Origin of the sequence: Streptomyces sp. NPDC051913 (assembly GCF_044593635.1) — a bacterium.
GTDB lineage: Bacteria > Actinomycetota > Actinomycetes > Streptomycetales > Streptomycetaceae > Streptomyces.
In genome coordinates this window covers 16,257-38,894 of record NZ_JBIUCI010000032.1, presented here as the reverse complement: position 1 = coordinate 38,894, position 22,638 = coordinate 16,257, and the positions used below count along the sequence as shown (strand labels likewise).

General features: G+C 72.6%; 16 protein-coding genes and 1 pseudogene. 7 read left to right on the top strand and 10 right to left on the bottom strand.

Features of this window, described 5'->3' with window-relative positions; translation table 11 throughout:
- Positions 1–6 precede the first annotated feature (6 nt).
- Complete coding sequence (locus ACIHIX_RS46190; RefSeq protein ID WP_399966676.1) at positions 7–2,151, bottom strand: PP2C family protein-serine/threonine phosphatase; 2,145 nt, start codon at positions 2,149–2,151, stop codon at positions 7–9.
- 252 nt (positions 2,152–2,403) lie between these two features.
- On the opposite strand from ACIHIX_RS46190, the pseudogene ACIHIX_RS46185 reads away from it, so the two are divergent.
- Positions 2,404–3,093 (top strand): annotated as a pseudogene (locus ACIHIX_RS46185) (LuxR C-terminal-related transcriptional regulator); the annotation flags it as partial.
- Here the strand turns inward: ACIHIX_RS46185 and ACIHIX_RS46180 are convergent.
- From ACIHIX_RS46180 to lanKC, 4 genes are all read right to left on the bottom strand, one after another.
- Positions 3,016–4,863, bottom strand: coding sequence for an ATP-binding cassette domain-containing protein (locus tag ACIHIX_RS46180; protein WP_399966699.1), 1,848 nt, complete (start codon positions 4,861–4,863; stop codon positions 3,016–3,018). The pseudogene ACIHIX_RS46185 and the gene ACIHIX_RS46180 sit on opposite strands and share 78 nt — an antisense overlap.
- Positions 4,863–6,566 carry an ABC transporter transmembrane domain-containing protein gene (locus ACIHIX_RS46175; RefSeq protein WP_399966675.1) on the bottom strand — a complete coding sequence of 568 codons (1,704 nt, stop codon included), beginning with the start codon at positions 6,564–6,566 and terminating at the stop codon, positions 4,863–4,865. Before ACIHIX_RS46175 ends, ACIHIX_RS46180 begins: the two co-directional genes overlap by 1 nt.
- An 86-nt stretch (positions 6,567–6,652) precedes the next feature.
- Positions 6,653–6,769 (bottom strand): SapB/AmfS family lanthipeptide, encoded by a 117-nt coding sequence (locus tag ACIHIX_RS46170; protein WP_329342519.1) that lies wholly within the window; start codon positions 6,767–6,769, stop codon positions 6,653–6,655.
- 61 nt (positions 6,770–6,830) lie between these two features.
- Positions 6,831–9,428, bottom strand: coding sequence for a class III lanthionine synthetase LanKC (gene lanKC / locus ACIHIX_RS46165; protein WP_399966674.1), 2,598 nt, complete (start codon positions 9,426–9,428; stop codon positions 6,831–6,833).
- Between the two features lie 207 nt (positions 9,429–9,635).
- Here lanKC and ACIHIX_RS46160 point away from each other — a divergent pair, with 207 nt between their 5' ends.
- The 4 genes from ACIHIX_RS46160 to ACIHIX_RS46145 all read left to right on the top strand — a co-directional run bounded on the left by ACIHIX_RS46160 (position 9,636) and on the right by ACIHIX_RS46145 (position 15,120).
- Positions 9,636–12,080, top strand: a complete 2,445-nt coding sequence (locus tag ACIHIX_RS46160; RefSeq protein WP_399966698.1) for a SpoIIE family protein phosphatase — start codon at positions 9,636–9,638, stop codon at positions 12,078–12,080.
- Positions 12,081–12,220: 140 nt separating this feature from the next.
- Entirely contained in the window at positions 12,221–13,288 is a 1,068-nt protein-coding gene (locus ACIHIX_RS46155) for a glucose-1-phosphate thymidylyltransferase (protein ID WP_399966673.1), read from the top strand.
- Entirely contained in the window at positions 13,285–14,259 is a 975-nt protein-coding gene (gene rfbB, locus ACIHIX_RS46150; RefSeq protein ID WP_399966672.1) for a dTDP-glucose 4,6-dehydratase, read from the top strand. Before ACIHIX_RS46155 ends, rfbB begins: the two co-directional genes overlap by 4 nt.
- A 42-nt stretch (positions 14,260–14,301) precedes the next feature.
- Entirely contained in the window at positions 14,302–15,120 is an 819-nt protein-coding gene (locus tag ACIHIX_RS46145) for a hypothetical protein (RefSeq protein ID WP_399966671.1), read from the top strand.
- Between the two features lie 76 nt (positions 15,121–15,196).
- Here the strand turns inward: ACIHIX_RS46145 and ACIHIX_RS46140 are convergent, their stop codons facing one another.
- Positions 15,197–17,152: a glycosyltransferase family 2 protein gene (locus ACIHIX_RS46140; protein ID WP_399966670.1), complete on the bottom strand. Its 1,956-nt coding sequence runs from the start codon at positions 17,150–17,152 to the stop codon at positions 15,197–15,199.
- Between the two features lie 158 nt (positions 17,153–17,310).
- Between ACIHIX_RS46140 and ACIHIX_RS46135 the strand changes: the two genes are divergently transcribed.
- Both ACIHIX_RS46135 and ACIHIX_RS46130 read left to right on the top strand, forming a co-directional pair.
- The gene (locus ACIHIX_RS46135; RefSeq protein ID WP_399966669.1) at positions 17,311–17,811 is read left to right on the top strand and encodes a metallophosphoesterase family protein; all 501 of its coding nucleotides are present in this window, start codon (positions 17,311–17,313) and stop codon (positions 17,809–17,811) included.
- Positions 17,812–17,911: 100 nt separating this feature from the next.
- Positions 17,912–18,832 (top strand): aminoglycoside phosphotransferase family protein, encoded by a 921-nt coding sequence (locus ACIHIX_RS46130; protein WP_399966668.1) that lies wholly within the window; start codon positions 17,912–17,914, stop codon positions 18,830–18,832.
- Between the two features lie 20 nt (positions 18,833–18,852).
- On the opposite strand, the gene ACIHIX_RS46125 is transcribed toward ACIHIX_RS46130, so the two are convergent.
- The 4 genes from ACIHIX_RS46125 to ACIHIX_RS46110 are packed head-to-tail and all read right to left on the bottom strand — an operon-like array spanning position 18,853 to position 22,583.
- Positions 18,853–19,452 (bottom strand): SRPBCC family protein, encoded by a 600-nt coding sequence (locus ACIHIX_RS46125; protein WP_399966667.1) that lies wholly within the window; start codon positions 19,450–19,452, stop codon positions 18,853–18,855.
- Positions 19,453–19,463: 11 nt separating this feature from the next.
- The gene (locus ACIHIX_RS46120) at positions 19,464–20,567 is read right to left on the bottom strand and encodes an XdhC family protein (RefSeq protein WP_399966666.1); all 1,104 of its coding nucleotides are present in this window, start codon (positions 20,565–20,567) and stop codon (positions 19,464–19,466) included.
- Positions 20,560–21,720, bottom strand: coding sequence for a VWA domain-containing protein (locus tag ACIHIX_RS46115; protein ID WP_399966665.1), 1,161 nt, complete (start codon positions 21,718–21,720; stop codon positions 20,560–20,562). The genes ACIHIX_RS46120 and ACIHIX_RS46115 overlap by 8 nt, the downstream gene beginning before the upstream one ends.
- Positions 21,720–22,583 carry an AAA family ATPase gene (locus ACIHIX_RS46110; RefSeq protein ID WP_399966664.1) on the bottom strand — a complete coding sequence of 288 codons (864 nt, stop codon included), beginning with the start codon at positions 22,581–22,583 and terminating at the stop codon, positions 21,720–21,722. The genes ACIHIX_RS46115 and ACIHIX_RS46110 overlap by 1 nt, the downstream gene beginning before the upstream one ends.
- Positions 22,584–22,638: the final 55 nt, after the last annotated feature.

Below are 22,638 nucleotides of genomic sequence, written 5' to 3'. Positions count from 1 at the left end.
TCCGTGTCAGCGCGCCCGCAGCAGCAGCAACGCCACGTCGTCGATGCGTTCCTCGCCCGCCCCGCCGTACGCCACCAGTTCGTCCGCCAACGCGTCCAGCGGCAGGTCCCCGGCCTGCGCCAGCCGCTGCCCCAGATCGGCGAGAGCGTCCTCGATGTCGACACCGGGCGACTCGATCAGGCCGTCGGTGTAGAGGGCGAGCACGCTGCCCGGCGCCAGATCGACCTCCGTCGTCGGATACGTCGCCGAGCCGTCGATGCCCAGGAGCGGGCCGCCTGCCAGGTCGAGGACGCGCACCTTTCCGTCCGGTCGGCGCAGCAGGGGCGGGGGATGACCGGCCCGCGCCATCACGGCCCGGCCGTGGGCGGGGTCGAGGCGGAGGTACAGACAGCTCGCGAAGAGGTCGGAGCCGAGGTCGATGAGCAGCCGGTTGGTGCTGCTCATGACGTCCTGCGGGGCCTGTCCGACGGTCGTGTACGCCCGTACCGCGGTCCGGATCTGCCCCATCAGCCCGGCCGCGGTGACGTTGTGCCCCTGTACGTCGCCGATCACCGCCGAGGCCGCTCCGTGCGAGGGCACCAGGTCGTAGAAGTCGCCGCCGATGTCCATGCCCTGGGTGGCGGGCAGATAGCGGGCGGCCGCGTCGACGCCGGGCAGGGCGGGCAGCGAGTGGGGGAGCAGCGCCTCCTGGAGACCGTGGGCGAGGCGGTGCTTGGCGTCGTACAGCATCGCGCGTTCCAGGGCCTGCGCGATCAGTCCGCCGAGGCTCGTCAGGACGGCCCGTTCGTCGGCCGGGAAGGGGTGCGGTTCGGCGTAGGCCAGCACACAGGTGCCGACCGGCCGGCCGGAGGCGATCAGGGGCAGATACGCCCAGGCCTCGAAGCCGTCGGGGGTGGTGTGCCGGACCGGATACAGGTGCTCCAGCTGCCGGCGCGAGTCGAAGAACGCGGGTACCCCGCTGCTCAGGGCCTGTGCGCCGGGCGTCGGCTCGCTCAGCGGCAGCCCGTCGAAGCGCTCCACGACATGCGGGTCGGAATAGCCGCGATGGCCCAGGACATGCAGCCGTCCCGCCCGGGAGCCGAGCATGACGAGGGCCTGGCCGCCCACCGCCGGCACGATCTCGTCGGCGACGAGCTGGACCACGTCCTCCACACCGGCCGCCTCGGTGAGCGCCCCGGCCAGGCTCAGCACCTGCGAGATGGTGACCAGCCGGGACTGGGCGCCGCCCGGCTGCGGCGCGGCCCGGCTCATCTCCGCCACGGCCCGCGCCCGGCTCACGCGCACGCTCAGGCCGGTGGTGCTCGGGTACAGCCGGAACGACAGCCAGTCGCCGGGCGGTCGCAGCGCCACGAACGACGTCGTCTGCTGACTGAGCAGCGCGGCGCGGTAACGGTCCTCGTAGACCGGGTCGTTGAGCCAGGGCACCGACGCCCACAGCTGGGTGCCGAGCAGGCTGCTGACCGGGACGCCGATCAGCTCGGCCGCGGCGGCGTTGGCGAAGGCGATCCGCCCGTGCAGATCGAGCGAGCACAGCCCGTACGGCAGCCGGGACACCATCCGGGCCGCCTCCACCGTGCCCAGCGTGCCCGCCGCGCCGGCCACCGGGGTGCCGGTCAGCAGATCGGGTTCCGGGAAGACCGGGCGGCTGTCCGCGGCGGCCCGCTCCAGACGCACCGCGAGCCGTCCGCAGGCCGCGCCCAGATGATCCCGCTCCCGGTCGGAGAGTTCCGGCGGATGCGAGCCGGGCCAGGTCACGAAGATCGCGCCGTACTCCTTGGTGTCCGTCGCCACCGGCAGCGCGGCGAGCGCGAAGGGATAGGGAAGCACCACGGCGATCCGCGGATAACGGCGGGCCATCTCCTCCTCACCGCCCACCCACACCAGCCGCCGCTGCCGGACCGCCTCGGCGACCGGGATGGGGGCGCTGAGCCCCACCCGCTCCCAGGGCGCGGCGAAGGCCCGGGGCAGCCCGGCCATCACCGCCATCTCCAGGACCGGCTCGCCGGACGCCAGCAGATACACCGCACCGGAGTGGGCGTGCACCTCGTCCATCATCGAGGCCAGCGCCAGCGACAGCAGCGGCCGCCCGACCCGTGTCCGCGCGGCAGCCGGCGCCTGCACGCCCCTGCCCCCATCACCCACGCCGCCCACCTCCAAACACCCCACAGCCCGGCATACGACGGGCTCCGGGATCAAATCTGCCCCTTGCCGCAGGGACGCGCACGGCGAGCACACGGGGGCCCCGGCCGACGAGGGCGTCAGGCCGGGCTGGCGCGAGGGCGCGACGGCGGCGAGCCGCCGGGCCCCCGCCCGGCCTGCCGAGGGCGGCCGGCCCCCTCCCGCACCCCGCCCCGCAGCCACCCCCCACGGCCGCCCCGCCCTATACCCCCTCCCCCTCACCCCATGCCCCTCCATTCGAAGCGCGGCACGGCGTACGGGAGCCGCCAGTGCGCCCCCGCGCAACCTGATGGCCGGTTCTTCGCGCCCGGGGAAGGTGCGGGACGCGAACAATGGGGCAGTCGCTTCTCACCCATGGAACCGGCGAACGGCAACGCGAGGGGACGGGCAGTGATCCGGGTTCTTCTGGTGCACGACGAGTGTCTGGTCAGGTCGGTCCTGGCGGAGTGGTTACGCAGGGAACCCGACCTGGGGGTGGAAGACGCCCCGTGGCGCAGCGCGCCGGGCCGGCTGCGAACCCTGCGGCCGGACGTCTGCGCGGCCGACCTGGAGTGCTCGGACAGTTACGGCATCCCACCGCTCGGTGAGCTGGACGCCAGATCGGGCGGGGCGGCACCGCCACGGCTCCTCGTGCTCGCCAGCGCGAACCGCCCCGGCCTGCTGAAACGGGCCGTGGAGGCGGGGGCGCTCGGCTACGTCGACAAGGAGGGCTCGCCGGACCGCCTGGTTCACGGGATCCGCCGCGTCGCCGAAGGAAAACGTTTCATCGACGACTCGCTCGGCTTCGGTTTCCTCAAGGCCGCCGAGATGCCGCTGACCCGTCGCGAGCTGAGCGTGTTATCCCTCGCCGCCGAGGGCGCCTCCGTCGCGGAGATCGCCGGAAGCCTGCACCTGTCCCACGGGACGGTGCGCAACTACATGGCGGCCATCACCCGCAAGACCGGCGCCCGCAACCGCATCGACGCGATCCGGATCTCCCAGGGAGAGGGCTGGCTGTGACGGCTGCGGCGACCAGCTCCCGACGAGGTCGCGATAGAGCGCCGAGCGCTCCAGCAGCGCGTCATGTGTTCCGTACTGCGTCGTCCGGCCGTCCATCACCAGGATCCGGTCGGCCCGTCGCGCCGAGCTGATCCGGTGCGCGACGACCACCAGCGTGCCCCCGGGCCGGTCCGCGAAGGCCCGCTCCGCACGTTCCTCGGCACGCGGGTCGAGATGACAGGTCGCCTCGTCCAGGAGGACGAGCGGGGCGTACGACAGATGGGCCCGGGTGAGGGCGATCAGCTGCCGCTCGCCCGCGGAGAGCGCCACCGGGTCGACCGTCGCGGCGGGGCCGCCGAGCGCCTCCAGGAGGGGCGTCAATCCCACCGCCTCGGCCGCAGCGAGCAACTCTGCCTCGGGCACCGGGTCGGGGCGCAGCAGCCCGAGGTTCTCGGCGAGGGTGCCGGAGTGCACATAGGCCTCCTGGGGGACCAGGACCCGGCGGGCCGCCGCCTCGGCCCCGGGCACCGGGTACCCGCACACCCGGATCACGCCACTGCCGGGCTCCAGCACCCCGGCGACGAGCGCGGTGAGCGTGGACTTGCCGATGCCGCTCGGGCCGACGACGGCGAGATGGGCACCGGGGCGGAGTTCGAGGTCGAGGCCGTCGACGACGGGGGCCGCGGCGGGGCCGTAGGAGAAGGTGACCGACTTGAGGGTGAGGGCGGGGATGCCGGGCGGCGGATCTTCGGCGGGACGCCGCAGTTGGCCCGTCGGGGTGGCGGACGTCGTACCGTCCTCGCGGACCAGCCGGCGCAGCACCACCGCCAGCCGTGAGCCGCTGGTGCCCAGGCCGTGGACGAGGTTGCGCAGGGCGGGCAGCAGGGACTGGGTGACGTAGGAGAGCGCGCCGACCAGGGCGCCCGGCGTGACGCCGTGACCGAGCAGCCAGGGCGCGGCCAACAGCAGCAGCACGATGGGGAGTTCGCCGCCGATGGTCAGCGCGGCCACCCGCAGGACGCCCCAGCGGGCCAGCGAGGTCGCGGCCCGCCGCTCGGCGTCGACGTGGCACCCGGTGTCGGCGGCGACCCGTTCCTCCGCCCCGGCCGCGGTGATGTCCCGCAGGCCGGGACAGACGGCCCCGTAGCGTTCGGCGAGCGCCTCGTCGGCGACCAGGAACACCTCCTGGCGGCGGGCCAGCGGACGCAGCGTCGTCAGGAACAGGGCCACTCCGGCGAGCAACGGGAGCCCGACGACCAGGAGGAGGGGTGCGGCGAGCGAGAACAGGCCGATCAGCGCTCCGGCCGCGGTGAACACGAACGAGCGCGACACCATGACCAGCCCCGCGAACGTGTCCCGGGCGATCTCGGTCTGCTGGGTGAGCCCGGACAGCGCCCTGCGGTCGCCCTCCCGTACGCCGTGCGCCACGACCCGGGTCACCAAGCCGTCCCTGAGCGGTTCGACCAGTTCGGCCACCGCGCCGTAGACCCGGGCCGTGCCGAACGCCCCGACCAGGACCCCGATCCCGGCGACGCCGAGCCAGGCCAGTCCGACGCCCGCCCGTCCCGCCAGGAACCCGTCGTCCAGGGCGCGGGCGGGGGCGTAGCCGGTGAGGAACGTCTGCCCGGTCTCCAGCACCGACCAGGCGGCCAGTCGTGCGACGACCCGCCACCGGTCCCGCAGGAAGCGCAGCCCCCGCCGGGTGATCACGGCTGTTCCCCGTCCGTGAACACGGCGCGGTAGTCCGGCAGTTGCCACAACTCGGCGTGCGGACCCACCGCCCGCACCCGTCCCCCGTCCAGCCACGCCACCGCGTCCGCCCGGGCCGCGGTCGCCGCCCGGTGGGCGACCAGCAGCCGGGTGCCGTGCGTGGCGGAGCCCACCAGGGACGCGGTGATCTGGGCCTCCGTCACGGTGTCGAGGCTGGAGAGCGCGTCGTCGAGTACGAGGAGCCGACCGCCGTGGGCGAACGCCCTGGCCAGGCCCAGGCGTTGGGCCTCGCCGCCGGAGCGCGGGGCGTCGGCGCAGAGTGTGGCGTACCCGGCGGGCAGCCGGTTGACGAAGTCGTCCGCGTGCGCGGTGCGGGCCGCTTCCCGTACGCGCGCGGGGGAGAGGGGCGTGGGCCCGAGGCCGATCTCCTCCTCCAGGGTGCCGCCCAGCAGCGCGGGCCGGTCGAAGGCGTGGCCGATCGCCCCGCGCAGCTCGTCATGGGTCAACTCCCCCAGCGGGACGCCGTCCAGGAGGACCTCCCCGGCGTCCGGGTCGGCGAGCCGCCCGGCGAGCGCGGCCAGCAGTGACTTGCCGGCGCCGGACCGGCCGACCACGGCGAGGGTCGTCCCGCCGGGCACGACGAGGTCGACGCAGTCGAGGACCACCCGTCCGCCCCGACGCGCGGTGACCCCGCGCAGTTCCAACCGACCGGGTCCGGCGGGCAGCCGCCGGTCTCCGTACGGCTGGGCGGGTTCGGCCAGCACCTCGGTGAGGCGGCCGGTGGCGGCGCGGGCGCGGGCGATGCTCGCGAGCTGCCCGACGAGCATGCCGACGCCGCCGGCGAGCACCGCGTACCGCGAGGCCGCGAGCAACTCGCCGACGGTGAGCCGGTGATAAGCGAGCAACAGCCCGGCGACGGCGACGACACCGAGCTGGAGCAGCGGGGCGACGGCGACGGACTGGCCCGCGGCCCGCCCCTGCACCCGCCACATGCGGTGCCCGGCCCGCGACAGCTCGGGCAACGGCCGCAGGACGCGTTCGGCTTCCCGCTGCGCGCTACCGGCCGCCTGGATGGTGCGGTGGCCGCCGACGGCCTCCGAGAGAGCCGCCGCGATGCGTCCCTGCTCCCGTTGGTAGTGGGCGACACACTCCCGGGTGTCGCGGGCGAAGGCGCGCAGCAGCAGCGCGAGTACGGGTGCCCCGGCCAGCAGTACGGCCGCGAGCCACGGGTCGATGAGGGCGAGGGCCACGAGTGCGCCGACCGGTCCGGCGAGGGCGGCCGGCAGGGCGGCGCGGGCGGTGGGCGCGGTGCCGGCCTGCGCGGCGTTGCCGACGAGGCGGGCGACGAGGTCGCCGGGGCCGAAGCGTTCGGCGGCGCGTGGGCCGACGGCCAGGACATGTCCGGTCAGGCGCCTGCGCAGCCAGGAGGTGGTGCGGGCGTCGAGGGTGCCGCCGAGCACGGTCTCGACCGCGTCCAGCAGGGCGAGCAGCGCGACGAGCGCGGCGCAGTACGCCACCCAGCGGGTCGCCGGGGCTCCGGCCAGCAGCAGGTCGAGGGCGCGGCCCAGCACGGCGGGCAGCAGCAGCCCGGCGCCGGTGGCGGCCGTGCTCACCAGGCACAGGGCCAGACACCGGGCGGGGGCCGGACCCAGGGGCCCGAACACCGTCGTGGTGGTACGCGCTGCCGGTGCGGTCGTCATGGGGCCCTCCCCGGTACGTGCGGGACCCCGGGCGGCCCTTCCCTCGCGGGAGCGGGCCGCCCGGAGCCTTGGAGGCACGAGGTGCGTCAGAGACAGAGCGTGATGCTCGCGGCGCTGACGCAGGAGAGCAGGCTGAGGCTGCTGACGCCGCCGCCGCCCGTCGTCTCGTCGGACTCCATGGTCTGCAGGTCGAGAAGTGCCATGTCGGTTTCCTCTCTTCGGGGTTGCCGTCACCTGTGGGGACGGGGTCGGATCACGATTCCGTCAGTTCACGGAACCGCGCTGTGGGGGCCGCCGGAGCGGCGGGAGGAAGGGCAGATGCGGGTCCGCCCCGGCGTCGAGGGCCGCGCCGAGCGCGAGCAGGCAACCTGCCGTACCGGTGCCCAGGTCCATCGACAGCCGCATCATCTGGTGTCCGGGGAAGGCCAGTTGGCCCTGGTAGGACATGGAGAACCAGCCGAGTCCGTCGATCTGCTCGGCGAGCCGTGCCCTGGCGCCCGGCGTGGAGGTGCGGGCGAGGTGCAGGATCAGCCCGGCCCGGCCCTGGAAGAGGCCCGGCTGTACGTAGAAGCGGAAGGTGGCGGCGGTCAGGATGCCGGTCCTGACGTCCGTCAACTCGCCACCGGTGTGGGCGAGATAGTCGTCCAGGACCATGCCGACGCCCGCGCTCCCCTCACCGAGGTAGGGCAGCGTCCGCCAGCCCTCGTCGACCTCGAGTGAGCCGTTCGGGTGCGTCACACAGACGTCGAGGTCCCGTTGCAGGGCGGTCCCGGCCGCCTTCAACAGCCGCTCCTCACCGGTGCGTTCGTACTCCCGCAGCAGGAACAGCGCGGGCCCGCTCGCCCCCCGCATCAGCCCGGCCCGGCGCCGCCGGGGGCTGTCCGCGAGAGGCTCCTCCAGACGTCGTACGAGGATGTCGGCCGCCTCGGCGGCACGGTCCCGCAGCTCCGACTCGCCGCTCGTGCGGGCGAGTTCGGCGAGAACCAGGCCGAGACCGGCCAGACCCCCGTGCAGGTCGGAGGAGAGGTTCTGCCAGCGCTCGGCGAGGATCGAGCCGACCAGGTCTAGGGCGCGCTGCCGGTGGCCGAGCCGGTCCAGCACATGGGCGACGCCCGCGAGCCCGTCGTACAGCCCGAGCGGCGTGCCGGTGGGCGGTGGCGCGGTGCGGGCCAGCAGCCAGCGCTCGCCCTCCTCGTACCGCTCGGCGCCGACCGCGTCCAGGGCGTACAGGACGCCGGCCGCGCCGTGTGCGAGGCCGAGGCCGCCGCCGTCGTTGAACTGCGTGATGTCGCCAGGGAAGAGCCGGTCGTCGCGTTCCGGCGTGGCCGAGGCGAGGAGCGCCTTGACCATGGAGTCACGGCTGTGGGGCCAGTCGGCGGGTTCCACGAAGGGCTTCACCAGGGCGGGGACCGCTGTTCCGGTCTCCCGGGTGATCTCCGCGACCGCGTCGTCGAGGAACTCCTTCGGCACGTCCGGGAACTGACGCAAGATCACCTCGGCCAGATGGGCCGCCTTGCCGCGGTCGACCACGAACAGCGTGGTGACCGGCAGGAACAGGGCGATCCGCAGACAGGCCAGCGCGTAACGGTCGACGTCGACGCCCGTGCGGTCCGGCGGGGCGAAGAAGCCGGGGTGCGCGACCACCTGGCGGCCCTGTTCGCCGACCGGCGCCGCCGCCTCGAAGTCGAGCAGCGACACCGACTCCCCGTCGGGCCCGATCATGATGTTGAAGACATGCAGGTCGTTGAAGACGATCCCGCGCGCGTGGATCGCCTCCACGGCCCGTTCGACGCCGTCGTACACGCGCAGCGCCCACGCCGTGTAGTCGGCGACGGCCGTCGGATCGGGATCCGGGGTGAGCAACGGGTGGCGCTCGGCGAAGAAAGAGTTCAGCGGGCGTCCCTCAAGGAAGTCCATGACCAGGAACCGGTGGTCGCCGAGCGTGAACCAGTCCCGCACCCGCGGCACCACACCCGTCCCCGCCACCTGCTCAAGGGCGTCCTTCTCCCGCTCCAGGCGGGCGATGGCGTCCGCCCCGTCGGCGGCCAGGCCCGCGTGCGGCCGGCCCTCCTTGAGGACGACTCTGCTGCCGTCCCTGGTGTCGGTGCCCGAGTAGACCCCGCCGCCGTTGGAGAAGTGCAGCGCCTTCTCGATCCGGTACGGCAGCTCGCCCACCGTCGTGGTGTTGCGCGCCGCCAGATGCGGGGCCAGGAACGCCGGGAGCGTCACCCATTCGGGGACCTGGAAGGACGGCGCCCTGCGGTCCGGCACCAGGGTTCCCTCGCCGTCGCGCACCGCCGGCACCAGCGAACCCCGCTCGTCGACGACGAACTGGCGTGCGAACGCCCCGTAGCGGACGTACAGCGGTCCCTCGCCCCAGCGCAGATCGGTCAGGATGTACGGCCCCTCGAACCCCTCGAGCAGTTTCCCCAGCTCGCGCAGCACCAGATGCAGCTGCTCCTCGTCGGCCGGGTAGAGGGTGACGAACTTGCCGCTGCTGTCGCGGGCCGCGTACTTGGTGTTGCGCAGATGCAGCAGATGCGGTCCCGGCACGAACTTGAACGGGATCCGCCGCGGCACGCAGTAGTCCCACACGATCGCCGCGATCCGCTCCGCGTTCGCCCGAGTGGCCGAGGCGTGGACCTTCCAGCCCTGCGCCGGGCCGGCCACCCGCTCACCGTCCGTCCCCAGCGGCGTCAGCGTCAGCCAGTCGCCGATCCGTGTCGCGTCCCAGCCCTCCGGTACCTCGCGCCGCGCCGCCTCGTACAGGGGCGTGGCCTGCCGTGCTCCCGCGGACAGCCGGTCCGGCGTGTCGTAGAAGTGCCGGTCGGCGAGCGCGTACACCTCGTACCGCTTGTCCATGCCTCCCCTTCCCTGGCCCGGCAACGAGCTTCCAGCGGCGGCACGGGGTGCGGACAGTCGCCGCTGTCACGAGATCACCGTGCGGAACGCATGCGTAAAGACTTGTTCGGCGACTTTCGAGCCTCGCCCCCGCGCCGTCCCCGCAGAGACTCCACGGAACGGTCACAGGGGCTGCGCGGGTGCCGCATAAGCGCTGTAATGGCGGACGTGGTCAGTGAGGGAGCTGCGGGACGCAGAACGAGAACGCTGCGTGCCGAAGTTGCCCTCAAAGCGCTCACGGCCGGTCCCGGCGCACCCGAACGACTACGGAGCGTCCTCGAACAGGTACTCGTCTTCGCCAGGGCGTCCTTCGCCGCCGTGTACGCCCCCAGCGACGACGGCGAGCTGCTCTGCCTCGTGGAGGCCGTCGGCGTACCGCGGACCCTGTACGGGCTGCGGGACGGCTATCCCAGGGCCGGCGGATCCCCCGTGGCCGACGTGCACCGCACCGGACGGGCGGCCTGGTTGGGCCCGCAGGACCTCGCCGAGTCCGCCGAGGCGCGGCGCGTCCCGTCCCGGGACTTCCATCTGGCGGCCCTGCCCGCCCACGGCGACGGGGGCGGCGGCTGTCTCGTCGCCGTGAGCGAGCGCCTCGACGGCTTCGACACCGACGACCGCAAATGCCTGGAACTGCTCGCCGACGCCGTCTCCTGCCCCGTCCCGGCCGCCGAGGCCGCGGAGGGCGGGGAACTGCCCGCCGGCGCGTTCAGCCTCGCCATGGACACCGGGCGCGTCGAGGTCGGCGACGACATCCTCGACCTGTTCGCCCTGGGCCGGGACGACTTCGACGGCCGGGTGGAGACCCTGCTGGCGCTGACCGTGCCCGAGGACCTGCCCGCCCTGATGTCGGTCACCGAGGCGGACCACATGTCCCTGGGCGACCGCGAGCTGGAGTTCCGGGCCCTTCAGCCCACCGGACCACCCAAGTGGCTCAGACTGCGCGGACGGCTGCTGCCCGGCGGCGAGGGCCAGCCCGCCCGCCTCGTCGGCACCGTCGCCGACGCCTCCACCCTGCGCTCCGACGTCACCGACGTGGCCCGCGTCCAGCGCCTGGCCGCCGCCCTCGCCACCGCGGGCACCGTCCGTGACGTGAGCCAGGCCGTCGTCTCCGCCCTGCGCAAGCCCCTGCGGGCCGACCGCATCGCCTTGGCCGAGCTGGAGAACGACCGGCTCGTCGTCACCGTCCTCGACCCGCCCGACCCCGAGTCCTGGCCCGAGCTGTGGCGCCTGGAGTGGCGCACCGAGTGGCCCGACGCCCCCGTGCGCGCCATGCCCACCCTCGCCACCGCCCTCAGCGAGGGCCGCGCCCAGATCTGGCCCGCCGGCACCGCCCTGGAGCCCGCCCTCGCCGAGGTCGGCCCCGGCGGCCTCGCCGTCCTGCCGCTGCCCGCCGCCGGACGCATGGCCGGCGCCTGCCTCATCGGCTGGGACACCCCGCACGACTTCGGCCCCGACGAACGCGCCCTGCTCACCGCCTCCGCCGGCCTCGCCGGACAGGCCCTGATGCGCGCCCACGCCTTCGACGCCGAACACGAACTCGTCGGCATGCTCCAGCGCCAGCTGCTGCCCCGCCGGCTGCCCAAACTGCCCGGCGCGACCGCCGTCGCCCGCTATCTGCCCAGCACGGCGGGCCTGGAGCTCGGCGGCGACTGGTACGACGTGATCCCGCTGCCCGACAACCACGTCGCCCTCGTCATCGGCGACGTCCAGGGCCACAGCGCGGGCGCCGCCACCCTCATGGGCCAGATGCGCACGGCCCTGCGCGCCTACGCCGTCGAGGGCCACCCCCCGGACGTGGTCGTCTCGCACGCCAACCGGCTCCTGACGGACATGGAGACCGACCTCTTCGCCACCTGCGCCTATGTCGACCTCGACATGGAGGAGGGCTCCGCCTGGTGCGTCCGGGCCGGCCACCTCCCGCCGGTGCTGCGGCACCCGGACGGCACCACCGACATCGCCGAGGCCGAGGGCGGCCCGCCGCTCGGGGTCGTCGCCCAGGCGGACTTCCCGATGACCCCGCTGCGGCTGCGGCCCGGCACCCTGATCGCGCTGACCACCGACGGGCTGGTGGAGTCCGCCGACTCCGACATCGACGAGGGCATGGACCGCTTCGCCCGCGAGCTGTCCGTCTCCGACCCCACCCACCTCGGCCTGGTCGCCGACGCCCTGCTCGGCAACGCCCGCCGCAGCGACGACGTCGCCCTGCTCCTGGTCCGCTACGACGGCATGGCCTCGCTTCCGCTGCGCGAGAGCTGGACGGTGTGGCGGGTCCCGCAGGCCGTCGGCCACGCCCGCCGCTTCACCCGGCGCACCCTGCGCTCCTGGAACGTCACCGGCGACGCCCAGGACGCCGTCCTGCTCATCGTCTCCGAACTCGTCACCAACGCCCTCGTGCACACCGACGGCCGGGTCCGCCTCGACCTCACCCTGGTCAACCACCGGCTGCGCGTCGCCGTCGCCGACTCCTCGCCCCGCACCCCGATCAAGCCCACCAGCATCGGCTGGGAGGCCACCGGCGGGCGCGGCATCCTGCTGGTCGAGGCCATGTCGGCGGCCTGGGGGAGCCTGCCGGTCAGCGGCGGCAAGCAGGTGTGGAGCGAGGTGACGCTGTGACCACTCGTACGAGTGCACCGTGAACCGATCGCGCACGACGCCAGTTGATCGAATCCACCCCGCGCCACCTCGGCCTTTCGTAGCATGCAAGCCGCACCGCGCACGGTCGGTAACGGGTGAACGGGTCTAAGGTGAACCAAATGAAGGCTCTTGTCCTCTCTGGTGGTGCCGGAACCCGCTTGCGGCCGATCACCCACACCTCGGCCAAGCAACTCGTTCCCGTGGCCAACAAACCCGTGCTGTTCTACGGCCTGGAATCCATCGCGGCCGCCGGCATCACCGAAGTCGGCGTGATCGTCGGGGACACCGCCGCCGAGATCGAGGAAGCGGTCGGCGACGGCTCCAAGTTCGGCCTGGAGGTCACCTACATTCCCCAGGAGCGCCCCCTCGGTCTCGCCCACGCGGTGCTGATCGCCCGGGAGTTCCTCGGCGACGACGACTTCGTGATGTACCTCGGCGACAACTTCATCGTCGGCGGTATCGCCGCCCTCGTCGACGAGTTCCGCACCCACCGCCCCGACGCGCAGATCCTCCTCACCCGGGTCCCCGACCCACGCGCCTTCGGCGTCGCCGAACTCGACGCCGCGGGCCAGGTGATCGGCCTGGAGGAGAAACCCGAGACCCCGAAGAGCGATCTCGCCCTGGTCGGCGTCTACCTGTTCACGCCCGTGATCCACGAAGCGGTCCGCGCCATCACCCCCTCCTGGCGCGGCGAACTGGAGATCACCCACGCCATCCAGCACCTGATCGACGAACGCGCCGACGTCCGCTCCACGGAGATCAAGGGCTACTGGAAGGACACCGGCAACGTCACGGACATGCTGGAGGTCAACCGCACCGTCCTGGAGACCGTCGAGCACCGCCTCGACGGCGAGGTGGACGAAGGCTCCGAGCTCGTCGGTCGCGTGGTCCTGGAGGAGGGCGCGCGGATCGTCAACTCCCGCATCGTCGGACCCGTGATCATCGGCGCCGGCACCGTCGTCGAGGACTCCTACATCGGCCCCTTCACCTCCCTCGCCGAGAACTGCCGCATCACCGACAGCGAGTTGGAGTTCTCGATCGTGCTGAGGGACTCCTCGATCCGGGGCGTGGGACGTATAGAGTCCTCCCTCATCGGCCGTCACGTGGAAGTGACCCCGACGACCGGTATGCCCGCTGCCCATCGTCTGGTGCTCGGAGACCACAGCAAGGTGCAGATCCGTTCATGAAGCTTCTCGTCACCGGCGCCGCCGGCTTCATCGGCTCCCAGTACGTGCGCAGGCTCCTCGCCTCGGAGTCCTCGGACGCGCCGCGGATCACCGTGCTGGACAAGCTCACCTACGCCGGCACCCTGGACAACCTCGAACTCGACCACCCCCGCCTGGAGTTCGTGCAGGGTGACATCCGGGACGCGGAGCTGGTCGACGAGCTGACGGCCGACGCGGACCAGATCGTGCACTTCGCCGCCGAGTCCCATGTCGACCGGTCGATCACCGGGGCCGGCGACTTCGTGCTCACCAACGTGGTCGGCACCCAGACCCTGCTGGACGCCGCCCTGCGGCACGGCACCGGACCGTTCGTGCACGTCTCCACCGACGAGGTCTACGGCTCGATCGACGAGGGCTCCTGGCCCGAGACCCACCCTGTCGCGCCCAACTCGCCCTACTCCGCCTCCAAGGCCTCCTCCGACCTGCTCGCCCTCGCCTACCACCGCACCCACGGCCTGGACGTCCGCGTCACCCGCTGCTCCAACAACTACGGGCCGCACCAGTTCCCGGAGAAGGTGATCCCGCTCTTCATCACCCACCTCCTCGACGGCAGGAACGTCCCGCTGTACGGCGACGGCCGCCACGTCCGCGACTGGCTGCACGTGGACGACCACTGCCAGGGCGTCGACCTCGTCCGCACCGGCGGCCGGGCCGGCGAGGTGTACAACATCGGAGGCGGCACCGAGCTCAGCAACAAGGAACTGACCGGCCTGCTCCTCGAAGCGTGCGGCGCGGGCTGGGACAGGGTCCGTCACGTCGAGGACCGCAAGGGCCACGACCTGCGCTACTCCGTCGACTGGACGAAGATCCGCACCGAACTCGGCTACGAGCCCCGGCACGACTTCGCGACCGGCCTCGCCGACACCGTCGCCTGGTACCGGGACCACCGCACCTGGTGGGAACCGCTCAAGCGACGCACCACCCCGCACTGAGAACCATCCGACCGTTCACCTGTGAAAGGACCCCGTCGAACCATGTCGATCAGAACAACTGTGAAGAACGTGTTGGGTGAGAAGAACGTGCGTGTGGTGCGCCAGCTGAAGCGACGTATCTCCGGCCAGCCCCCGCAGCCGGTCAAGAAGAAGCCCACCGGACTGGCCGCGATCTCCCACGATCTCAACAAGCTCGCCGTGCACTTCAAGACGGACAAGTGGGGGGCCCACCGCTACACCCAGCACTACCAGCGGCATCTCCAGCACCTGAAGAACGAGGAGTTCAACCTCCTGGAGATCGGCATCGGCGGCTACAACCGGCCCGGTCAGGGCGGCGCCTCGCTGCGCATGTGGAAGGCGTTCTTCCCGAAGGCGCAGATCTTCGGGATGGACATCCAGGACAAGTCCCATGTCGACGAGGACCGCATCACGACGTTCATCGGCGACCAGTCCGACCCCTCGTCCCTGAACGCCGTCGCCGACAAGATCGGTGACCTGGACGTCATCATCGACGACGGCAGCCACCGTCCCCCGCACGTGCTCACCACGTTCGCCACGCTCTTCCCGCGCCTCAAGGACGGCGGCATCTACGTCGTCGAGGACACGCAGTCGTCGTACTGGCCGGAGTGGATGGGCAGCGAGGACCTCGACGACCCGAACACCAGCATGGCGATGCTCAAGCGGCTGACCGACGGGCTGAACTACGAGGAGTTCGTGGACGAGCACTACCAGCCCAGCTACACGGACCTCAACATCGTGGGCGTGCACTTCTACCACAACCTCGTGATCATCGAGAAGGGCAAGAACGCCGAGGGCACCAACAAGCGCAGTGCCCTGAAGGCGCGTTACGCCAAGAAGTGATCCGCGTCCCCGTCCGGGAGAACAACTGAGCGCGGCCCCCGTGAAGTTCACGGGGGCCGCGCTCAGTCGCTGTCGGCTACTGGCCGCGGTTCCTGACGCGGTGCGCCGCCCCGCGCAGCACCCTGCCGAGCGTGCGCCTGACCTTGCGGGCCAGCCGCCGCGCACCGCCGTGGCCGGGCGCGGCCACCGCGCGGACGGTCTCGCCGGAGACCCGCAGGGCGAGCGGCAGGACGAGGAAACGCGGCTCGTGCGCGTTCGGCACCGGGCTGAGCGCCACCCGCCACCTCGCGCCGCTCAACTCGGCCAGCGGCAGATCGGCTTCCAGCACCGAGCCCAGGCTCTCGTCGTCGGCGGGGGAGAGGGTGCCCGGCACATCGACGATCTCGGCCGCGCCGAGCCGCAGCACCACCTTCGTCTCCTCGGCCACCTGGAACGGCACGACCGTGCTGATCCGGGGCCCGTCGACCGCGACGGTGCCCGGCGTGACCCGGTCGAGACCGAGCCGCTTGGTCGCCCGGTCCACGTCGAGGGCGAGATTGCCGTGCGGATGGGTCCAGTACGGCAGGACCACACGCCCGCCCGCCACCCCGGCCTGCGGTGTGGGCCGGTCCTCGGCCGGGGCCGGACCGAGCCGGCACTCCTTGGTCCAGCCACCCAGCCGGACCCGTACGAAGGCGTCCCACAGGCCGTCGTCCGGCGCCGTCCCGCCGGCCGCCGTGGCGGGGTCGACGGAGGCGGACGCCCGCAGCACGAGGCGTACCCGGTCGCCGCCCTTGTCGGGCACCTTCTCCCGGACGACCCGCACGGGCTGGAAGTGCTGGGCGGAGCTGGCCCGTTCACGCAGCAGCAGGTCGCCCGCGGCCTGGTCGAAACGGGCGGCGGAGTCGGCGCACACCCAGGCGATCGCCTCGGCGGCGTCCAGCGGCGGAGCGTCCTTCGCCAGGGCGCCTCGCGCGGGGAACCGCATCGGCTCGCCGCCCGAGGTGAACTCGGCGCTCAGCGACACCTCCAGCACCCCGTCCTGCCACTCGACGCCCTCGGGGACGGCCGTCAGGGCGATTCCGGCCTCCCACTCGGCGAACGCGACGATGTCGTCGAGGCGGTCCGCCGTGATCAGTGCGGCCACCACCCGCTGGGCGGGCGGGAGTCCGGCGGCGACACCGGGACCGAAGCGGTCCACGACGGTCGAGTGGATCTCCGCGAACAGTGCCCGCCGGTAGTCCTCGGGGAGCCCCAGCAGCCGCCTGCCGCGCATCCGCTCGACCATCTCGTTGCGCAGCCAGCGACGGAAGAGCCGGTCGCGCAGGTCGCCCGGCTTCGTGTACGTCTCGACGACGTCGAGCGCCTCGCGCAGGTTCTTGAAGTACCCGGCCGGCTCGAACTGCTGGAAGCCGGCGTTGGAGGCGTCGTCCCGGCGTACGTGGTAGTAGCACACGTAGTCGCTGAGCACGGAGACGTTGTCCGCGCGCAGATACGCCTCGGCGATGAAGACATGGTCCTCAAGGCGCCGCCTGCCCTCCGGGAAGCGCAGGCCGATGTCGTCGAGGAAGGCCCGTCGGAACATCTTGTGCGGGGTGAGGCTGTCGATCAGCGGCGCGTTCTCGACGCTTGCGCGCGGGCGGTTGCGGCGGAACAGTTCGACCGGCACGGGGCGTCCCTTGCCGGCCATCTTGCCCACGATCACATCGGCGCCGTTGGCCACGCCGTAGTCGTACATCCGCTCCAGGGCCTCGTCGCCGAGGTAGTCGTCGTTGTCGACGAACATCACGAACTCGCCTCGGGCGGCCTCGATCCCGACGTTGCGGGGCTTGCCGGACCAGCCGGAGTTCTCCTGGTGGATGACACGGACGCGTGGGTCCTCGGCAGCGAGCTCATCGAGCCGGCCGGGCGTTGAGTCGGTGGAACCGTCGTCGACGAAGATCATTTCGTACTCGTCGGGAGGCAGCGACTGCCTCTTCAGAGACGCGATGCAGTCCTCGATGTAGACCCCGGGGTTGTACACGGGGACGACGACGCTGACCTTGACCGGCATGAGCTCGGTCCCCCTTGGGTCGCTTGTCGTTTCTGTCATGGTGCGGTGCTTGTGGCCAGATGCTAACCCGCCGCCGGGGCGGTTGATGTTTCGACCACCGCTCGGAACACATACCGATCGTGTCAAGGTTGACGATCTTGTGCGGATAGTCTGACCACGTGCGACTGCTCCTGATGTCCGACACACATCTGCCCAAGCGCGCCAAAGAGCTTCCGGCGCCGCTCCTGGCCGAACTCCCGCGCGCCGACGTGGTGTTCCACGCGGGGGACTGGGTGGACACCGCCACCCTCGATCTGCTGGAACGCCTCAGCCGGCGGCTCGTCGCCGTGTACGGCAACAACGACGGACCGCCGCTGCGCGCCCGGCTGCCCGAGGTCGCGTACGCCGAACTCGGCGGCCTGCGCTTCGCGGTGGTCCACGAGACCGGTCCCGCGCAGGGCCGCGAGACACGCTGCGCCGCCCGCTTCCCCGAGACCGACGTGCTGGTCTTCGGGCACAGCCACATCCCCTGGGACACCACCGCCCCGACCGGGCTGCGGCTGCTCAACCCCGGTTCCCCGACGGACCGCCGCCGTCAGCCGCGGTGCAGCTATCTGACCTGCGAAGTGGCCGACGGCCGGCTGAGCGACGTCGAACTGCACCTTCTCCCGCCCCGTTGACCACCGCCGCAGGAGCAGGAGTCCTCGCCGACGCCGGGACGTCCCAGGCTGGGTCTCCACCCCTTAATTCGTTGGACGCTGACCCCGTCACCCCGTTGAGATGGGGGACGTGCTGATCGACACCACGCTCGTACGCCGTCTGCTGACCGCGCAGTTCCCGCAATGGGCCCACCTCCCGCTCGCCCCGGTGCCGCAGTCCGGCATGGACAACGCGACCTTCCGCCTCGGCGACGAGTTGTCCGTACGGCTGCCGCGGTACGCCCACTGGGCGGGCCAGGTGGCCCGCGAGCACTGCTGGCTGCCGAAGCTCGCCCCGCACCTGCCGCTGACCGTGTCCGAGCCGCTGGAGATCGGCGAACCCGCAGAGGGCTACCCCTACCCGTGGTCCGTGTACCGCTGGCTGGACGGGGAGACGGCGACCACCGAGGCACTCGCCGACCCGGTGCGGGCCGCCCTCGACCTCGCCGGGTTCGTCACCGCGTTGCAGGACATCGACGCGACCGGCGGTCCCGGCCCCGAGCAGAGCAACGCCTTCCGCGGCGTCCCCATGGGCGACCCGCGCGACTCACTGGCCGCCGAGGCGCGGGTTCGGCCCAAGCTGGAGGCGCTGCGGGGGACGGGGATGGTCGACATCGACGCCGTGACGGAGGTGTGGGAGGCGGCTCTCGCCGCACCGGCCTGGCACAGGCCGCCGGTGTGGATCCACGGCGACCTCGCGACCGGCAATCTGCTGATGCGGGACGGCCGGTTGAGCGCCGTCATCGACTTCGGGACGCTCGCGGTCGCCGATCCGGCGGTCGACCTGCAACCGGCGTGGATGTTCCTGCCCGCGCGGGCTCGCGACGCCTTCCGCGCCGCGGTCGACGCCGACGACGCCACCTGGGCACGGGCTCGCGGCTGGGCCCTCGCCGGATCGCTGCCGGTACCCGACGACCCGTTCTTCCAGCAGGACCCGGCGCGGGTGACGGCGGCCCTCGACCATCTGGCGCAGGTCGTCGAGGATCACCGACGGTACGCGTGAACCGGCGGGCGGCGGGGGGTTCAGCGCCGCCATCGCCGCCGTAGCCGCGACACGACCAGCACCGTCGCCACGGTCGCCACGACCACCGGCGCGAGGCGCCGGGCGAGCGGCACCCCGGCCGTGCGCAGCAGGTCGAGCGACTCCTCCTCCGCGGGGGACGCCGTGTCGTCCGGCACCGCGGCCAGCTTCTCCGCGAGGCACGCGGCGAACTGGCCGATGATCCGGTCGCCCACCTCCGCCATCACCCCGCGCCCGAACTGCGCCGGGCGCCCGGTCACCGTCAGATCGGTCCACACCTGCACGGCCGTACCGCCGCCGTCCTGTGCGGTGAGCGTGCCGGTGACGGTGGCGCGGGCGGTGCCCTGGCCCCGGGTCTCCCGGCCACCGGCGATGAGCACCATGCGGTGGGCGGCGTCGTCCTGCTCCTCGAAGACGGCGGTGCCCCGGTACGTCACGGTGATCGGACCGACCCTGACCTTCACGGAGCCGGTCACGGTCTTGCCGTCGTAGTCCTCGACGCTCGCCCCCGGCATACAGGGCGCCACCCGCTCGATGTCGAGGAGCGCCCGCCAGGCGTCGTCGACCGGGACGGGCACGGTGAACTCGTGGTGCAGTTCCATGACTTCCTCCGTCAGGTTCCCTGGGGATGGATGGCCCCGGCGGTCGCCGTCAGCGGCGTGCCCGTGCCGCCCCAGCGCAGCGCGACGATCTCCGCGGCGACGGAGACGGCCACCTCCTCGGGGGTACGGGCGCCGAGGTCGAGCCCGACCGGGGAGCGCAGCCGGGACAGCTCATGGTCGGTGAGGCCGCCGTCGACCAGCCGCTTCATCCGGTCGTCGTGGGTACGTCGGCTGCCCATCGCGCCGATGTAGGCGGCGGGCCGGCGCAGCGCCTCCTGGAGCAGCGGGACGTCGAACTTGGGGTCGTGGGTCAGGACGCAGATCACCGTGCGCTCGTCGGTGTCCGTCCGCTGGAGGTAGCGGTGCGGCCAGTCCACGACGACCTCCACGCCCGGCGGGAAGCGCTTGGGGGTGGCGAAGACGGGGCGGGCGTCGCAGACCGTGACCCGGTAGCCGAGGAAGTCGCCGATCCGGGCGACCGCGGCGGCGTAGTCGATGGCGCCGAAGACCAGCATCCGCGGGGGCGGCGCGAAGGAGTGCAGGAAGACGCTCACCGCGTCCTCGCGCCGTTCACCGTGCGGCCCGTAGTGCCGCAACCCGGTGGCCCCGAGGGCGAGTTCACCGCGCGCGTCGGCGGTGACGGCCACCTCGAGACCGGTCGCCCCGAGGGTGCCGGTGACCCGGTCCGGCCACACCGCGAGCGTGGCGCCGCGCGGCGCCGGACCGTCGGTCACCGTGGCCACGGTCACCGGCCGACCCGCGGCCACGGAATCGGCGACCTCGCCGAACGACGGGTCCAGCGCCGCGGTGACGGGCCGCACCAACAGCGTGATCTCGCCGCCGCAGGTGAGACCGACCGCGAAGGCGTCCTCGTCGCTGTACCCGAAGGTCTCCAACCGCGCCTCGCCGCTCGCCACCACCTCCTGCGCCAGCTCGAACACCGCCCCCTCCACACATCCCCCGGACACACTGCCGACCACCTCGTCACCGGGCCCGACCGCCATCGCGGCCCCCGGGTCCCGCGGCGCGCTACGGCTCACGGCGACGACGGTCGCCAGCCCGAACGGCGATCCCGCCGCGTACCAGGCGCTCAGCGCCGGCAGAATCTCACGCACGATCCGCTCCTCTCACGACCGCCGCCAGGCTCTCCAGAGCGGCCAGGCTGTGCCCCTCGACGAACGCGTCCACGCTCGGCAGCGCCGCCGCCATCCCGGCGGCCAGGGGCGCGTACCCGGGGCGAGCCTTGCGGGGATTCGCCCAGATCACCCGGTGCGCCAGCCGCCGCAAGCGTCGCATCTGGGCCGCCAGCAGCTCCGGATCGCCACGCTCCCACCCGTCGGACAGCAGCACCACGACCGCACCACGAGCCATCCCGCGCTGCCCCCACCGGTCCAGGAACTCACGCACCAACACGCCCAGCCGGGTACCGCCCCGCCAGTCGGGCACGGCCGCCGACACCGCGGCCATCGCCAGATCCGGATCACGGTGCGAGAGCTCCCGCGTCACCCGTGTCAGCCGGGTCCCGACCGTGAACACCTCGGTGCGCGGCCCCCGAACGGCGGCATGAGCGAACCGCAGCAGCGCGTCGGCGTACGGCGTCATGGATCCACTGACGTCCACCAGCAGCACGACCCGCCGGGGGCGATCGGCCTGGGTGTGCCGTAGCAGCCGAGAGGGCTCACCGCCGCGCCGCAACAGCTCCCGCACGGTCCGACGCGGATCGACGTCGCCACGCCGGGCCGGCCGCCGTCGCGCGCTGCGCCGCGTCTCGCCGCGCAGCGCGAACGCGGCGAGCATCCGGTGCAGTTGAGCCTTCTCATCGGCGTTGAGCTGGGCGAAGTCCCGGTGGCGCAGCACTTCGGCGGAACCGGCGAGGGCGGCCATGGGAGGTGCTTCGGCTTCGCGTTGGGTGGTGGTACGAGACCCGGCGGCGTCCCGCGGGACGGCCCGCAGTCTTATGGTGGGAAGGACGGGCAGCGGGCGCGCCGTCGACTCGACGGAGCCGAAGCAGGCGGCGAACACCCGCTCATACCGCTCCAGATCGTCCCGCTCCCCGCAGAGAGTCAGCCGCCCGGCCCAATACACATCCGTTCGCCGCGCGGGCCCCAGCACATCCACGGCCCGCAAGAAGGCATGCACCCGCTCGGCACTGGCGCCGACCCCCGCCGCGCGAAGGGCCCGAGCAAATCCAAGAAGGCCTGCGTCCACGCCGCTCAGGGGCGCGGGGAACTGCGCGACCAGCCACGACGAACCCGCAGACGACTCCATCACTGAACTTCCGTGGAAACACTGAGCAACGCGGTGAAATCCAACCCCCGCCCCCGCTCCACATCCTCCCGATACTTGAGAACCGACCCCAACGTGGACACCGCCAACTCCGCATCCACCTCACTCGCCCCCAGCGCATCCAACGCCTGCACCCAGTCGATGGTCTCCGCAACCCCGGGCGGCTTGACAAGATCCTCAGCCCGCAGCGCCTGCACAAGCCCAGTCACCTGCTCAGCCAACCGCACCGACACACCCGGCAACCGCAGCCGCACAATGGCCAGTTCACGACCGAAGCCGGGATGGTCGAACCAGTGATACAGACACCGCCGCTTCAACGCGTCGTGCACCTCACGCGTGCGGTTGGAGGTCAACACGACCACGGGCGGCGACTCGGCCCGCAGCGTGCCGAGCTCCGGAACCGTCACCGCGTAGTCCGAGAGCAGCTCCAGCAGGAACGCCTCGAACTCGTCGTCGGCCCGGTCGATCTCGTCGACCAGCAGCACCGACGGCTGCGTCTCCAACGCCCGCAGCAGCGGCCGAGCGACCAGGAAACGCCGGTCGTACAGCTCGCTCTCCAGCCGCTCGGCATCCGTGATCCCCGCCGCCTCGGCGGCTCGCAGATGCAGCAGCTGACGGGGGAAGTCCCAGTCGTACAGGGCCTGCGAGGCGTCGATGCCCTCATGGCACTGGAGCCGGATCAGCGGGGCGCCGAGCGCCTCGGCGAGGGCGGCGGCGAGCGCGGTCTTGCCGACGCCCGCGTCGCCCTCGCAGAAGATCGGCCGGGCCAGCCGCAGGGCCAGGAAGCAGGCGACGGCCAGCCCCTCGTCGACGAGATACCCGGTCGCCTCCAGACCGGCCCTCACCTGTTCCGGGCCATCGAACGAGCCGTGGAACGGGCCGTCGATCTCCGTGATCGCC